We start from the raw sequence: 15,011 nt of genomic DNA, 5'->3' as shown, positions 1-15,011 counted from the left end.
CCGACATCGCGCACTGCAGTCACTTTTCAGGAATCACTGTTAAGAAACCATCACCCATGTCTTAGTTAGGCTGGCCTAACTAGCAAGGGGTCTGCGGCGCGACAAAGATGAAACTGTTGCGAGAGGAGTCCTGCGATGAGCATTGTGGACAGCTTCGGTTCAAAAGGCAAACTTAATGTAGCCGGTACCGAATACGAAATTTTCCGGTTGAACTCCGTTGAAGGTGCAGAAAACCTTCCGTTCAGCCTCAAGGTATTGCTTGAAAACCTGTTGAGGACCGAGGACGGCGCGAACATCACGGCCGATCACGTCCGCGCATTGGCCGGGTGGGATCCCAACGCCGAGCCCGACACTGAAATCCAGTTCACGCCGGCGCGCGTGATCATGCAGGACTTCACTGGCGTGCCCTGCGTTGTCGACCTCGCCACCATGCGTGAGGCCGTCAAGGAACTCGGCGGCGACCCCAAGCGGGTCAACCCGCTGGCGCCGGCGGAAATGGTCATCGACCACTCCGTCCAGATCGACGCCTTCGGCAACTCCGGCGCACTGGAGCGCAATATGGAGATCGAGTACCAGCGCAACGGCGAGCGGTACCAGTTCCTGCGTTGGGGCCAGACCGCGTTCGACGACTTCAAAGTCGTCCCGCCGGGAACCGGCATCGTGCACCAGGTCAACATCGAGTACCTGGCCCGCACCGTCATGACCCGCGAGGTTGATGGCGCGCTCCGCGCCTACCCGGACACCTGCGTCGGCACCGACTCGCACACCACCATGGTCAACGGCCTGGGCGTGCTCGGCTGGGGCGTCGGCGGCATCGAAGCCGAGGCTGCCATGCTGGGCCAGCCCGTCTCCATGCTGATTCCGCGCGTCGTCGGCTTTAAGCTGACCGGCTCCATCCCGGCCGGCGCCACCGCCACCGACGTCGTGCTCACCATCACCGAGCAGTTGCGCCAGCACGGCGTGGTCGGCAAGTTCGTGGAGTTCTACGGAGAAGGCGTCGCGGCCGTGCCGCTGGCCAACCGCGCCACCATCGGCAACATGAGCCCCGAATTCGGCTCCACCGCCGCTATGTTCCCGATCGACGACGTCACGCTCGACTACCTGCGCCTCACCGGCCGGTCCGACGAGAACGTCGCCCTCGTCGAGGCGTACGCCAAGGAGCAGGGCCTCTGGCACGATCCGTCCCGCGAAATCAAGTTCTCCGAGTACCTCGAGCTGGACCTGTCGACCGTTGTTCCGTCGATCTCCGGCCCGAAGCGCCCGCAGGACCGGATCATCCTCACCGAGTCGAAGGCCCAGTTCCGCGAGGACCTGCGCAACTACGTGAAGGAAGACCTCGCCGACGGCAGCCTGGACGAAGCGATCGACGAGAGCTTCCCGGCGTCGGACTCGCCGTCCTTCACCGCCTCGGCGACCCACCTCGCGGACCAGGCCCCGCACGGCCACGGCCCCAAGGCCAACGGACGCCCGTCCAAGACGGTGGCCGTCAAGACCGCCGACGGCCGCGAGTTCGAACTGGACCACGGTGCGGTGTCGATCGCCTCGATCACCTCCTGCACCAACACGTCCAACCCGTCCGTGATGCTGGCCGCCGCGCTGCTGGCCCGCAATGCCGTGGAGAAGGGCCTCGCCTCAAAGCCGTGGGTCAAGACCTCCGTGGCCCCGGGTTCCAAGGTCGTCACCGACTACTACAACAAGTCTGGCCTGACCCCGTACCTGGAGAAGCTTGGCTTCTACATCGTCGGCTACGGCTGCGCGACCTGCATCGGTAACTCCGGCCCGCTCGACGCCGAAATCTCCGAGGCCATCCAGGCCAACGACCTTTCCGTCACGGCAGTCCTCTCGGGCAACCGCAACTTCGAAGGCCGGATCAACCCGGACGTCAAGATGAACTACCTGGCCTCCCCGCCGCTGGTCATCGCGTACGCCCTCGCCGGCACCATGGACTTCGACTTCGAGAACGACGCGCTGGGCCAGGACGAGGCCGGCAACGACATCTTCCTGAAGGACATCTGGCCGAACCCGGTCGAGGTCCAGCAGGTCATCGACTCCTCGATCGACAAGGGCATGTTCGCCCGCGGCTACGAGGGCGTCTTCGAGGGCGACGACCGCTGGAAGGCGCTCGACACCCCGGCCGGCGACACCTTCGCCTGGGATGAGAAGTCCACATACGTCCGGAAGCCCCCGTACTTCGAGGGCATGCAGGCCAAGCCGGAGCCCGTGAAGGACATCACCGGAGCCCGCGTGCTGCTCAAGCTCGGCGATTCCGTCACCACGGACCACATCTCCCCGGCCGGTTCCTTCAAGTCCGACACCCCGGCCGGCCAGTACCTGCTGGCCAACGGTGTGGAGCGCAAGGACTTCAACTCCTACGGCTCGCGCCGTGGCAACCACGAAGTCATGATCCGCGGCACCTTCGCCAACATCCGGATCAAGAACCAGCTCCTCGACGGCGTCGAGGGCGGCTTCACCCGCGACTTCACGCAGGCCGACGGCCCCCAGGCCTACGTCTACGACGCCGCGCAGAACTACCAGGCCGCCGGCACCCCGCTGGTTGTCCTGGCCGGCAAGGAGTACGGCTCCGGCTCGTCCCGTGACTGGGCCGCCAAGGGCACTGCACTGCTCGGTGTCAAGGCTGTCGTCGCGGAGAGCTACGAGCGCATCCACCGCTCCAACCTGATCGGCATGGGCGTCCTGCCGCTGCAGTACCCGGCCGGCCAGAACGCCGCCAGCCTGGGACTGACTGGCACGGAAACCTTCGTGGTCGAGGGCGTCACCGCCCTCAACGAAGGCACCACGCCGAAGACCCTCAAGGTCACCGCCACGGCCGAAGACGGCACCACCACGAGCTTCGACGCGGTCCTGCGCATCGATACCCCGGGTGAAGCCGACTACTACCGCAACGGCGGCATCCTGCAGTACGTGCTGCGCCAGATCTCCGCGTAGGGTCCCGCGGTAAACCCGGCAACGCTTTTCCGCCGGGTTTACCGGGGGAGCGCGGAGATCGTCTCCGCTAGCTAGCGGCGTCCGGCAGCACCGCCCGAAAGCCCCGGTCCGTCCCCGACGGACCGGGGCTTTCCCGTTTCCGGCATCCCGCCCGGTTCCGAGGCGTTAGAGTTAAAAGGCATGTCTACTACCCGCAAGGAGGGGCCGTTGGGAATCTTGGAGACCATCCGGAGTCCGCAGGACCTGAGCAAATTGTCCGAGGCGCAGCTGGAACAGCTGGCCGCCGAGGTCAGGGAGTTCCTGATCGGCAACGTTTCCCAGACGGGAGGCCACCTCGGGCCGAACCTCGGCGTCGTTGAACTCACCATTGCGGTGCACCGGATCTTCGATTCCCCCCGCGACAGCATCGTCTTTGACACCGGCCACCAGTCCTATGTGCATAAGCTCCTCACCGGCCGCCAGGACTTCAGCACGCTCCGCCAGCAGGGCGGCCTCTCCGGCTATCCGGACCGCGGCGAATCCGAGCACGACATTGTCGAAAGCTCCCATGCCTCGTCCTCGCTGTCCTGGGCCGACGGCATCTCCCGCGCCCGCCGGCTGACCGGCGACGGCGACCGGTACGTCATTGCCGTCGTCGGCGACGGCGCCCTGACCGGCGGCATGGCCTGGGAGGCCATCAACAACATCGCCGCGGACAAGAAGCGCCGCGTGGTGATCGTCGTCAACGACAACGGCCGCTCCTACGCCCCGACCGTGGGCGGCGTCGCCGACTACCTCGCCTCGCTGCGCCCCACGATCGATTCGCTTCGCGCCGCGCCCGCCTACGAAGGCGCCCTCGACTGGTGGAAGAAGCGGCTGCAGAGCGGCGGCCCCGTGGGCCAGTTCACCTACAAGAGCCTGCATGCCATGAAGAAGGGCATCAAGGACTGGTGGGCGCCGCAAGGCATGTTCGAGGACCTCGGCATGAAGTACATCGGCCCGGTGGACGGCCACAACCTCCAGGCCATGGAGAACGCGCTGTCCACGGCCAAGAACTACGCCGGGCCAGTGATCGTCCACGCCATGACCGAAAAGGGCCACGGCTACGCGCCGGCCCGCGCCCATGAGGCGGACCAGTTCCACGCCGTCGGGATCATCGACCCGGAAACCGGCGAGCCCACCGAAGCCGGCGGCGCGAAGTCCTGGACTTCTGTGTTCGCCGATGAGATCGCCGATATAGCCGATGAACGCAAGGACATCGTCGGCATCACGGGGGCCATGCTGATCCCGGTGGGGCTGCACAAGTTCGCCGCGCGCCACCCGGACCGGGTGTTCGACGTCGGTATCGCCGAACAGCACGCCCTCACCTCCGCGGCCGGCATGGCCTTCGGCGGACTGCACCCGGTGGTGGCCGTCTATGCGACCTTCCTGAACCGCGCCTTCGACCAGTTGCTGATGGACGTGGCGCTGCACAAGGCCGGCGTCACCGTGGTGCTGGACCGGGCCGGCGTCACCGGGCCCGACGGCGCCAGCCACCACGGCATGTGGGACATGGCAATGGTGCAGATCGTTCCCGGCCTGCACCTGGCAGCGCCCCGCGACGCGTCCCGGCTGCGCGAGGAACTGCGCGAGGCGGTCGCCGTCGAAGACGCCCCCACCGTCATCCGCTACTCCAAGGGCACGGTCGGCGCCGAAGTGGAAGCACTCGAACGCCTCAGCGACGGGGTCGACGTGCTGGCGCGCCGGCCTGCCGGGTCGAGCGAAAACGACGTCCTGATCGTCAGCGTCGGCGCGATGTCCGAACTCGCCCTTGACGTCGCCAACCGCCTGGGCGCCCAGGGCATCAGCTCCACGGTGGTGGACCCGCGCTGGGTCCTGCCGGTCCCCAAGTCCGTCATCGCCCTCGCCTCGCACCACCGCCTCGTGATCTGCATCGAGGACGGCGTCCGGGCCGGCGGCGTGGGCTCACGGATCCGCCAGGAAATGCGTGCCGCCGGGGTGGACACCGCGCTCAACGAGGTGGGCCTTCCGGTGGAGTTCCTGGACCACGGGAGCCGCAGCCAGGTGCTCGAGCGCGTGGGACTCACCGCCCAGCAGATCACCCACGACGTCGTCGCCCAGGTCCTCGGGACCAAGGTGCCGTTCGCGCGGCCGCTGCCCGGCCAGGCGCATCCCAGCACCGGCAGCCTGCCGATCCTGTGAGGACCCCGTCATTGGACCAGCAGTACCACGCCGTCACGGCACAGCAAGCACCCTTCGACGGCACGTGCCGCGGACGGTTTACGAAGGGACAGCCATGAGCGGCATCATCCGGGTTTACAAACGCGACGAAGAGGGAGTCCTGCACTTCAGGGAGGCCTGGATCGATGAGGAGTACCACGAGTTCGTGATGAACCACGGCGTCGTCGGGCACCAGAGCACCACCGAGGAAACCGGCGCGGCCGACGCAGAGACCGCGGAGCGGCTCATGGACGCGTTCGCCGTGCAGTGCGCCGAGGACGGCTACGCCGAAATTCCGGAGGAGGAGCAGTTCTGGGTCGTGGCGCAGTACGCGCTCAAGACCAAGGACGGCACCAGCCGCGACCGCTACCTCGAGGAAAAGGCCAAGGACGCCCTGATCAGCCACCTCGCCTGGCGCGGCCTCGGAGTGGTGGACCGCTCCGAATTCTCCGACGCCAAGCTGAACATTTTCTGCCTCACCCCGGACATCAACAAGACCGTCAACGCGATCAAGGTCTGCATCCGCGGCGAGGACCTGGACTTCACCAAGCTCAGCATCGGCGCCGCACCGTTCGGCGGAACGGACTTCAAACTCAAGCACTCGGCCAAACCCACCAACAGCTTCACGCTCTAGGCACCACCCGTCCGGAAAATGGCCCGGAAAGTACCTGCAAGGAGCCGGACACGGCTCACATCAGTTTTGGGGGCAAGCGACTGGAAGGCAACGCAATGACGCGAAAATCCTCTCGACCCGGCAGCACTCCACTTCCCGCAGGGCTGGCGGCCCCCGCCCGCAAGTCCCTGGCACATGAAGGCGTGGAAACCCTCGAACATGTCATGGAACTGGGCCGCCGCAAGCTGACCGGGATGCCCGGCGTCTGCCCGCGCACCCTGGCCCAGCTCCAGGACGCCATGGACGAACACGGGCTGGAACTGCCCGCAGGATAGGGGGACGGGCCCCTGTGGCGGAGGGGGGGCGTGCCGCCCTTGACGCGGCGGCGCGCGCGCCCGTTATAGGCTGAATCCCATGACTGAATACCGCCGCGTAGGAAATTCCGGACTGACCGTCTCCGTCGTGGGCTTGGGCTGCAACAACCTGGGCCGGGCCAACACCGCCACCGAGTCGCAGGAGGGGACCGACGCCGTCGTCCATGCGGCCCTGGACGCCGGCATTACCTTCTTCGACGTCGCGGACACCTACGGCCGCGAGCCCGGGCTCAGCGAAACCATGCTGGGCAAGGCACTCGGGTCCCGCCGCGACGACGCCGTGATCGGCACCAAGTTCGGCATGGACATGGGCGGAGCCAACGGCAACGACTTCGGCGCCCGTGGATCCCGCCGCTACATCATCAAGGCCGCGGAGGCGTCCCTGCGGCGGCTCGGAACGGACTGGATCGACCTGTACCAGTTCCACACGCCGGACCCGCTCACCCCCATCGATGAGACCCTCGCGGCCCTCGATGAACTCGTGACCAGCGGAAAGGTCCGCTACATCGGCCACTCCAACCGGGCCGGCTGGCAGGTCGCCGAGGCCGAATTTGTGGCCCGCAACCGCGGCGGAGCCCGGTTCATCTCCAGCCAGAACCACTACAACCTGCTGGACCGCCGCGCCGAGCTGGAAGTCACCCCGGCCGCCGAAGCCTACGGCCTGGGTGTGCTGCCCTACTTCCCGCTGGCCAACGGCCTGCTGACCGGCAAGTACTCCGAGGGCCAGGCGCCGGAAGGTTCGCGCCTGAGCCACACGCGCACCAACCTCGTCCACGACGCCGATTGGAAGCAGCTGGGGGCGTTCTCCGCGTTCGCCGCCGAGCGGGATCTGACCGAGATCCAGGTGGCCTTCTCCTGGCTTGCCGCCCAGCCCTCCGTCAGCAGCGTCATCGCGGGCGCGACCAGGCCCGAACAGGTCCGGCAGAATGCCGCCGCCGTCGCCTGGGTCCCGGACGCCCAGGAGCTCGCCGAACTCGATGAGATCTTCCCGCGCACGCCGAAGGTCGCACTGTTCTGAGCCGCACTGTGCCCGAGACTGACGCCGCCCTCCGGCGGATCCTGATGGATGTCGATACCGGCATCGACGACGCCCTGGCCATCGTCTACCTGCTGTCCCGGCCCGAGGTTCACCTGCAGGCGATCACCTGCACCGCCGGCAACGTCGGCGCGCGCCAGGTGGCCCTGAACAGCCTGTCACTGCTGGAGCTGTGCGGGCGGCAGGGGATAGAAGTCGCTATCGGCGCCGAGGTCCCGCTGGAAATCCCGCTCGTCACCACCGAAGAGACCCACGGGCCGCAGGGGATCGGCTACGCCGAGCTGCCCGCCCCCGCCCAGCCGATTTCGCAGCGCCACGCCGTCGACGTCTGGGTGGAGGAGGCCCGGGCGCACCCGGGGGAGATCACCGGGCTGATCACCGGACCGCTGACCAACTTCGCCCTTGCCCTGCGCCGCGAACCGGAACTGCCGCGGCTGCTCAAGGGCCTCGTCATCATGGGCGGCAGCTTCTACTACCAGGGCAACACGACCCCGACGGCGGAATGGAACACCTCGGTGGATCCGCACGCCGCCAAGGAGGTCTTCGCGGCCTACCGCGGGCTGCCGGAGGACAAGCTGCCGGTGGTCTGCGCCCTGGAATCGACCGAACGGATTGAGATGCTGCCGGAGCACCTGCGTCGGCTCGGCGAGGCCGCCGGCGCCGCCGAACCCGAGCTGGTGCTCCCGGACCAACCCGAGGGGCAGCGGAGCACCTCCAGCAGCCCGCTGGTCGCCTGCCTGTCCGACGCGATCCGCTTCTACATGGAGTTCCACCGGCTCTACGACCAGGGCTACGTGGCCCACATGCACGATGCGTTCGCCGCCTGTGCCGCCGTTGGACGCACACCGTTCAGCACCCGGGCAGCGACTGTCGACGTCGAGACCGACTCCCCGCTGCTGGCCGGCACCACCGTGGCCGACTTCCGCGGACTCTGGGGGCTGCCGCCGAACGCCCGGATCGTCGCGGACAACGATCCCGGCCAGTGCTTCGACGAGCTGATTTCCTCGGTGGGCGCCCTGGCCCGGTCGCTGGCCTCACGGTAGCCGCAACCGGGAACAGGAGCCCCCGGCGGCGGTGTACCCCCCGGTGTTCCCGGCGGTGTTTCCGGCGGGGCGGGGGATCGCTAAGATGATAGCTGCGCCGAGGTGACATGAGGCGGATATTCCAGACCCACGCCGAAGGACTTTTCCCATGTCACAGCAGCCCCTGACCCTCCCCGACGCAGGCTCCAGGAACGGAGCCGCACGGTCCCCGCGCCGCCGTCGGCTGCTCGAAGTCGCGGGCGCCGCGGCCATCGCGGCCACCTATGTCTTCCTCGTCCTGACCCAGCCGGTGGAGCTCGCCGACGGCCTGGCCAGCTTCTCCGCGCTCGTGGCCCTCGGCGGATTCCTGCTCGGCGCGGCACTGCTGCTGGTCGCCGTGTTGCCCGTACTGCCCACGTCCACCCTGGTCCTGATACCGGTGGCGATCGTGCTCAACGTGGTCCTCGGCCAGCTGATGGGCAGCACCGGACTGCCGTTCTACCTCGACGCGATCGGCACGGTCCTGATCGCCGTCCTGGCCGGCCCGGCCGCCGGCGCCGCCACCGGAGTGCTCGGCAGCATCGTATGGTCCTTCGTCAACCCCACCGTGCTCCCCTTCGCCGCCGGCGCGGCCCTGATCGGCTTCCTCGCCGGACTCGCCGCCCGCGGCGGCCTGTTCCGCCGCTTCTACCTCGCGCCCGTGGCCGGCTTCGTCACCGGGATCCTGGCCGGCGTTGTCTCCGCCCCGATTGCGGCGTTCGTCTACGGCGGAACCGCGGGCCTGGGCACCGGAGCCGTCGTCAGCGCCTTCCGCGCCATGGGCGACACCCTGCTGGCCGCCATCACCAAGCAGGCCCTCATCTCGGACCCGATGGACAAGGCCATCGTCTTCACGATCGCCGCCCTGCTGGCGTATGCCCTGCCACGCCGCACCACGTTCCAGTTCGCCTTCGTCCGCCGCTTCCGGGTGCTCGCCGGCAAGGCCCCGGCGGCACCTGTCGCCTAAACCATGCGCCTGCACCCGCTGACGGCCCTGACCGCGGCAGGCTGCGCCGCGGTCACCACGACGGCGGCGGGCAGCTGGCCGCTGTCCCTCGCGGTGGCCCTGGCGGCCGTGCTGCTCGCCGTGCGCGCGAGCGTGGGGCCCCGGGTGCTGGCGTCCGCAGCGGTCATCCTGGCGCCGCTGTGCCTGTCCCTGCTGGTACTGCACGGGCTCTTCTTCCCGGAAGGCCACACGGTGCTGGCGCAGTGGGGGCCGGCCCGGGTGACCACAGAGGGGCTTGGCTTCGCCCTGGAGCTGGCCTCGCGGACGGCCGCGTCGGTCCTGGTGCTCCTGCTGTTCTCCTTCACCGTCAACGTCCCGGATCTCCTGACCGCCCTGGCCATTCGGCGGATCCCCCCGCAGTTCAGCTTTGTGCTCGCTTCCACGCTCACCCTGGTCCCCGCCGTGGCCGGTCGGCTGGAGAAGATCCGGCAGGCGCAGGAGGCGCGCGGGCTGGTGGTGCGGCGCGGGCTGCTGCCCAAACTGGCCGCCGCCAGGCTGCAGGCGGTGCCGCTGGTCCTGGGCCTGCTGGAAGACGCCGGGGTCCGGGCGCAGGCGCTCGACGCGCGCGGTTTCGGCGCACCGGGCCCGCGGACCAGCTACCGGCAGCTGCAGGACCCGCCCGGGCAGCGGATTTTCCGTGTCGCGGCGCTCCTGCTGACCGCGGCCGCCGTGGTGCTGCGGCTCGTCACGGCCTGGCCGACGGCGGTCCCCGCATGAGCGCGTCCGGACGCGCCACCTCCTCGCCGCCGGCAGCCGCCGCGCGGATCGTCAGCTTCAGCTTCCACGGCGACGCAGGGGAGGCCCTGCGCGACGTACGGCTGTCCGTGCGGCCGGGTTCCCTGACCGCCGTGTTGGGAGGTTCCGGCAGCGGCAAGACCACCCTCGGCAAGGTACTCGCCGGCTGGCTCCGGGCCGGCCACTCCGGGATCCTGCGCGGGAGCCTGGCCCTCGGCGCCGATGTCCTGGAGTTCGACGGCGCTAGCGGAGACCCCCGGATCGACCCGGCCGCCTGGTCCGGCCGGGTAGGCTACGTGCCGCAGGACGCCGGAGCCATGCTCTCCTCGGTGCGCTCCACGGTCGCCGAGGAGCTGGCCTTCGGCCTCGAGAACCGGGCCGTCCCGCGACTGGAGATGCTCCGGCGCGTGGCGCGGACCGCGGAACTGACCGGTTTGTCCGGGCTCATGGAGCGGGACCCGGCGGAGCTTTCCGGCGGCGAGCTGCGCCGGCTGGCGGTGGCCTGCGCTGTCATTGCCGAGCCGGAGGTGTTGGTCCTGGACGAGCCGCTGGCCTCCCTTGATGCGGCTGGCGGCCGCCAGCTCCGGATGCTGGTGGACGGGCTGCTTGCCGCCGGCACCGCCGTCGTGCTGTTGAGCCAGGCGGTGGATGCACTGGCCCGCGGCGCCGGGCACTGGCTCGTGCTGGACGGCGGCACGGCGACGGCGGAAGGCGCGCCGGCCGAGCTGGCGGGCGGCCCCCATCTGAGCGACGCTGGCGTTGTGGTGGCGGGCCTGGCTGCCGCATCCCCGCCGGCGCTGCCCGTTGCCCCGGCAGCGGCTGCGGCGCCGGTCCTTGAACTGCGGGGGATCGGCTTCGGCTACGGCCCCGCCGGCGTGCTGCGGAACCTGGACCTCACTGTCCGCCCGGGGGAAATTGTCGCCGTCACCGGCCCGAACGGCAGCGGAAAATCCACGCTGCTGCGCCACTTCAACGGGCTGCTCCGGCCCGACGCCGGCGAGGTCCGCGTCCAGGGACAAAGCATCGACGGGATCCCGACCGGCCGCATCGCTGCCTCGGTCGGCCTGCTGTTCCAGCAGCCGCGCGACCAGCTCTTTGAACGGACGGCGCTGCGGGAGGTCGGCTTCGGCCTGCCCCGCCTGGTCGGCGCCGGGGCCGCGGCCGGACGGGCGCTCGAGGCGCTGGCCGCCGTCGGGCTCTCCGACGCCGCGGGGGAGCACCCCGCCGAATTCCCGTCCTCCCGGCAGCGGCTGCTGGCCCTGGCCACCGTGCTGGCCCGCCGTCCGGCCGTCCTGGCCCTGGATGAGCCCACCGTGGGACTGGACCGGCACGGCCTTGAACACCTCGCCGACGCCGTGGCCGCGGCGGCGGCGCGGGGCGCCGGCGTCGTTATGGTCACCCACGACCTCGACTATGCCCGGGCCAGCGCCCACCGAGTCCTCGCGCTCGACGGCGGCACCCTGCGGGAGATCTGACACAAAAGGCGCCGCCGTCCCTGCCTGCTGGCGGGGACGGCGGCGCCTTTTGTGCTTAACGGCTGAGGCTGCTTGCCTTACTCGGCCGGTTCGGAGGCCACACCCGGTGCCAAGAACTTGTTGCCGTTGACCCGTTCGGAGGCGCCCACCCGGTCCAGGTACGGGGTGATGCCGCCCAGGAACATCGGCCAGCCGGCGCCGAGGATCATGCACAGATCGATGTCCTCCGGTCCTGCCACGACGCCTTCGGCCAACATCAGGCCGATTTCCTCAGCGAGGGCGTCCTGCGTGCGGCGCAGCACTTCCTCGGCGGTGGACGGCGAATCGCCGAAGGACAGCAGGGTCAGGGTCTCGGCCGGGATTACCGGCTTGCCCGCCTTCACCGAGGCCGGATCCCAAAGGGACTTGATGCCATTGTCGATCAGCACCTGCAGGTTCTTCGACACGGTGAAGCGGTCCCCGAAAGCGGCGTGCAGGGATTCCTGGACATGCTGAGCGACCGGCAGCCCCACCATGGCGCCAAGGGTGAACGGCGTCATTGGCAGGCCCATCGGGCGCAGCGCGTTGTCCGCCACCTCGGCCGGGGTGCCCTCATCGAACGCGGCGGTCACTTCGCCCATCAGCCGCAGCAGGAGCCGGTTGACCACAAAGGCTGCGGCGTCCTTGACCAGCACTGCGGACTTTTTCAGGCCCTTGGCCAGTTCGAACGCGGTGGCCAGCACGGCGTCGTCCGTCTTGGGCGCACGGACGATCTCCAGCAGCGGCATCACGGCCACCGGGTTGAAGAAGTGGAAACCCACCAGGCGTTCCGGGTACTGCAGGTCCTCGGCCATGGCCGTGACGGACAGCGAGGACGTGTTGGTCGCCAGGATGCACTCGGGCGAAACGATCGCCTCGACCTCCTTGAACACCTGCTTCTTGACGTTGAGTTCCTCGAACACGGCCTCGATCACAAAGTCCGCGTCGGCGAACGCCTCCTTGGACACCGAGCCGCTGACCAGGGCCTTGGTCCGGTTGGCGGCGTCCGGGCTGATCCGCTTCCTCGCGAGCAGCTTGTCCACCTCGGCGTGCACGTAGTCCACGCCCTTGTCCACCCGGGCCTGGTCGATGTCCGTCAGCACCACGGGCACCTTGAGCTGGCGGGCGAAGAGCAGCGCGAGCTGGCTGGCCATCAGGCCGGCGCCCACGACGCCGATCTTCGTGACCGGGCGGGCGAGCTTGCGGTCCGGGGCGCCGGCGGGGCGCTTGGAACGGCGCTGCACGAGGTCCAGGAAGGCGTAGACCGTGGAGCGGAACTCGTCCGTCTGCATGAGGTCCGCGAGCGTCTCGCACTCAAGCTCCGCCGACTCGGCCTGGGTCAGGGTCCGGTTGGCTTCCAGCACGTCCAGGACCTTTGCCGGGGCGGGGGAGGCGTTGGAGGTCTTGGCCTCGACGAAAGCGCGGCCGGCGGCCACGGCGCCGGCCCAGCGCTCGGCGACCTCCGGGGCGGAGGCGTCCACGGCGTTGGCACGGGCCGGGGTGACGGCGCCGGCGATCACTTGGGCGGCCCAGGCTACGGACTGCTCGACGAAGTCCGCGGGCTCGAAGATGGCGTCTGCGACGCCGAGTTCGTAGGCCTGCGGGCCGGTCAGGGTGCGGTTGTTGCTCAGCGGGTTCTCGATCATGACCTTGACGGCGTTCTCGGGGCCGATCAGCCGCGGCAGGATGTAGACGCCGCCCCAGCCCGGGATCAGTCCGATGAACGCTTCGGGCAGGGCCAGCGCGCCTGCCCCGGTGGAGACGGTGCGGTAAGTGGACTGCAGGGCGATCTCCAGGCCGCCGCCCAGGGCCAGGCCGTTGATGAACGCGAAGCTGGGGACACCGAGGTTGGCCAGGGTGGCGTAGACATCGTGGCCGAGCTGGGCCATCCAGAGGCCCTGTTCGCGGCCGCTGACTGATTTGACCGTGGACAGGTCCGCGCCCGCGACCAGGAAGTACGGCTTGCCGGTCACGCCGACGCCGACGATCTCGCCCCGAGCGGCGCGGTCCCGCAGACCCTCCAGTACGGTGCCCAGCTCGATCAGGGTGTTCGGGCCCAGGGTGGTGGGCTTCGAGTGGTCGAGGCCGTTGTCCAGGGTGACCAGTGCAAAGGTCCCGGGGCTGGTGCCATTGACGGCCGGGAGCTTGATGTCCTGGACGTAGGAGTGGGTCACGGTTTCGCCCGGAAACAGTTCGGCAAGTTTGTGGAAATCGGCGGCGCTCATGCTGCGGCTCCAGTCTCGATGGTGGTGTAATCGGTGCCGTAGTCGGCGTGGTGCGGGTTTTCCCAGATGACGGTGGCCCCCATGCCCAGGCCGATGCACATGGTGGTCATGCCGAAGCGGACGCTGGGGTCTTCCTCGAACTGGCGGGCCAGCTGGTTCATCAGCCGGACGCCGGAGGAGGCGAGCGGGTGACCGACGGCGATCGCACCGCCGTAGCGGTTGACGCGGGTGTCGTCGTCGGCGATGCCGAAGTGGTCCAGGAAGCTGAGCACCTGGACGGCGAAGGCCTCGTTGATTTCGAAGAGGCCGATGTCCTCAATGCCGAGTCCGGCGTTCTTGAGGGCCTTCTCGGTGGCCGGCACCGGCCCGATGCCCATGACCTCCGGTTCGACGCCGGCGAAGGCGTAGCTGACCAGCCGCATCTTGACCGGCAGGCCGAGTTCCTCGGCGGCATCGGCCGAGGCCAGCAGGGCGGCAGTGGCACCGTCATTGAGGCCGGCGGCGTTGCCGGCGGTGACGCGGCCGTGCGCGCGGAACGGGGTGCGCAGCGCGGCGAGGTCCTCGACCGAGGTGCCCGGACGCGGCGGCTCATCCGCGGTGTTGACGGTCCAGCCCTGGCCGGGCTTCATGGTGGCGACGGGGACCAGGTCCGGCTGGATCTGTTCCTTGGCGTAGGCCGCGGCCAGCTTGTCCTGGGACGCGACAGCGTAGGCGTCCGTGCGGTCCTTGGTGATGGCGGGGAAGCGGTCGTGCAGGTTCTCCGCGGTGTTGCCCATGTTCAGGGCGGCCGGGTCCACGATCCGTTCGGACATAAAACGCGGGTTGGGGTCCGCGCCGGCGCCCATCGGGTGGTTGCCCATGTGTTCGACGCCGCCGGCGATCACGACGTCGTACGCGCCGAAGCCGATCCCGCTCGCCGTCGTCGTCACCGCGGTCATGGCGCCGGCGCACATCCGGTCAATCGCGAAGCCGGGAACGGTCCGCGGGAGGCCGGCCAGGAGGGCAGCGGTGCGGCCGATGGTCAGGCCCTGGTCGCCGGTCTGGGTGGTGGCGGCGATGGCCACCTCGTCGATCCGCTCGGCCGGCAGGGACGGATTGCGGCGCATGAGTTCGCGGATGCACTTGACCACAAGGTCATCGGCACGGGTTCCGGCGTAGATGCCCTTCTCGCCGGCGCGGCCGAACGGGGTGCGGACGCCGTCGACGAAGACGACGTCGCGGACGGTGTTCTTTCTTCCGGTGGTCTGCTTGGCGCTGCTGGCTTGGCTCACGTATTACTCCTCATTGAGACATGGGTGCCGGATCGCTGCCCGCACCCGTGGG

Annotated in this window: 11 protein-coding genes; 9 read left to right on the top strand and 2 right to left on the bottom strand. The window is 69.1% G+C overall.

The window, feature by feature from the left end; translation table 11 throughout:
• The first annotated feature begins 135 nt into the window (after positions 1-135).
• The 9 genes from ACZ5Z0_RS02740 to ACZ5Z0_RS02700 all read left to right on the top strand — a co-directional run bounded on the left by ACZ5Z0_RS02740 (position 136) and on the right by ACZ5Z0_RS02700 (position 11,445).
• The gene (locus ACZ5Z0_RS02740) at positions 136-2,946 is read left to right on the top strand and encodes an aconitate hydratase (protein WP_464109784.1); all 2,811 of its coding nucleotides are present in this window, start codon (positions 136-138) and stop codon (positions 2,944-2,946) included.
• A gap of 207 nt (positions 2,947-3,153) precedes the next feature.
• A complete protein-coding gene (dxs, locus tag ACZ5Z0_RS02735) occupies positions 3,154-5,127 on the top strand; it encodes a 1-deoxy-D-xylulose-5-phosphate synthase (RefSeq protein ID WP_464110693.1) in 1,974 nt (657 codons plus the stop codon).
• A 94-nt stretch (positions 5,128-5,221) separates the two neighbouring features.
• The gene (locus ACZ5Z0_RS02730; protein ID WP_464109783.1) at positions 5,222-5,779 is read left to right on the top strand and encodes a hypothetical protein; all 558 of its coding nucleotides are present in this window, start codon (positions 5,222-5,224) and stop codon (positions 5,777-5,779) included.
• Between the two features lie 95 nt (positions 5,780-5,874).
• The gene (locus ACZ5Z0_RS02725) at positions 5,875-6,093 is read left to right on the top strand and encodes a helix-hairpin-helix domain-containing protein (protein WP_464109782.1); all 219 of its coding nucleotides are present in this window, start codon (positions 5,875-5,877) and stop codon (positions 6,091-6,093) included.
• Positions 6,094-6,172: 79 nt separating this feature from the next.
• Positions 6,173-7,150: an aldo/keto reductase gene (locus ACZ5Z0_RS02720; protein ID WP_464109781.1), complete on the top strand. Its 978-nt coding sequence runs from the start codon at positions 6,173-6,175 to the stop codon at positions 7,148-7,150.
• A gap of 44 nt (positions 7,151-7,194) precedes the next feature.
• Entirely contained in the window at positions 7,195-8,211 is a 1,017-nt protein-coding gene (locus ACZ5Z0_RS02715) for a nucleoside hydrolase (protein WP_464110692.1), read from the top strand.
• Positions 8,212-8,359: 148 nt separating this feature from the next.
• Positions 8,360-9,196, top strand: coding sequence for an ECF transporter S component (locus tag ACZ5Z0_RS02710; protein ID WP_464109780.1), 837 nt, complete (start codon positions 8,360-8,362; stop codon positions 9,194-9,196).
• 3 nt (positions 9,197-9,199) lie between these two features.
• Positions 9,200-9,952, top strand: coding sequence for an energy-coupling factor transporter transmembrane component T (locus ACZ5Z0_RS02705; RefSeq protein WP_464109779.1), 753 nt, complete (start codon positions 9,200-9,202; stop codon positions 9,950-9,952).
• Entirely contained in the window at positions 9,949-11,445 is a 1,497-nt protein-coding gene (locus ACZ5Z0_RS02700) for an ABC transporter ATP-binding protein (RefSeq protein WP_464109778.1), read from the top strand. The genes ACZ5Z0_RS02705 and ACZ5Z0_RS02700 overlap by 4 nt, the downstream gene beginning before the upstream one ends.
• A 77-nt stretch (positions 11,446-11,522) precedes the next feature.
• On the opposite strand, the gene ACZ5Z0_RS02695 is transcribed toward ACZ5Z0_RS02700, so the two are convergent.
• Positions 11,523-13,688, bottom strand: a complete 2,166-nt coding sequence (locus ACZ5Z0_RS02695) for a 3-hydroxyacyl-CoA dehydrogenase NAD-binding domain-containing protein (RefSeq protein WP_464109777.1) — start codon at positions 13,686-13,688, stop codon at positions 11,523-11,525.
• Positions 13,685-14,959, bottom strand: coding sequence for a thiolase family protein (locus ACZ5Z0_RS02690; RefSeq protein WP_464109776.1), 1,275 nt, complete (start codon positions 14,957-14,959; stop codon positions 13,685-13,687). The genes ACZ5Z0_RS02695 and ACZ5Z0_RS02690 overlap by 4 nt, the downstream gene beginning before the upstream one ends.
• Positions 14,960-15,011: the final 52 nt, after the last annotated feature.

Source organism: Arthrobacter sp. T2-23, assembly GCF_055398325.1.
This window is presented reverse-complemented; position numbering and strand designations above follow the sequence as displayed.

Excerpts from the sequence above, each read along its gene's own strand:
- ACZ5Z0_RS02710 (WP_464109780.1), top strand. The coding sequence starts at position 8,360 with ATGTCACAGCAGCCCCTGACCCTCCCCGACGCAGGCTCCAGGAACGGA.
- ACZ5Z0_RS02700 (WP_464109778.1), top strand. The coding sequence starts at position 9,949 with ATGAGCGCGTCCGGACGCGCCACCTCCTCGCCGCCGGCAGCCGCCGCG.
- ACZ5Z0_RS02715 (WP_464110692.1), top strand. The coding sequence starts at position 7,195 with ATGGATGTCGATACCGGCATCGACGACGCCCTGGCCATCGTCTACCTG.
- ACZ5Z0_RS02740 (WP_464109784.1), top strand. The coding sequence starts at position 136 with ATGAGCATTGTGGACAGCTTCGGTTCAAAAGGCAAACTTAATGTAGCC.
- ACZ5Z0_RS02695 (WP_464109777.1), bottom strand. The coding sequence starts at position 13,688 with ATGAGCGCCGCCGATTTCCACAAACTTGCCGAACTGTTTCCGGGCGAA.
- ACZ5Z0_RS02720 (WP_464109781.1), top strand. The coding sequence starts at position 6,173 with ATGACTGAATACCGCCGCGTAGGAAATTCCGGACTGACCGTCTCCGTC.
- ACZ5Z0_RS02705 (WP_464109779.1), top strand. The coding sequence starts at position 9,200 with ATGCGCCTGCACCCGCTGACGGCCCTGACCGCGGCAGGCTGCGCCGCG.
- ACZ5Z0_RS02725 (WP_464109782.1), top strand. The coding sequence starts at position 5,875 with ATGACGCGAAAATCCTCTCGACCCGGCAGCACTCCACTTCCCGCAGGG.
- ACZ5Z0_RS02730 (WP_464109783.1), top strand. The coding sequence starts at position 5,222 with ATGAGCGGCATCATCCGGGTTTACAAACGCGACGAAGAGGGAGTCCTG.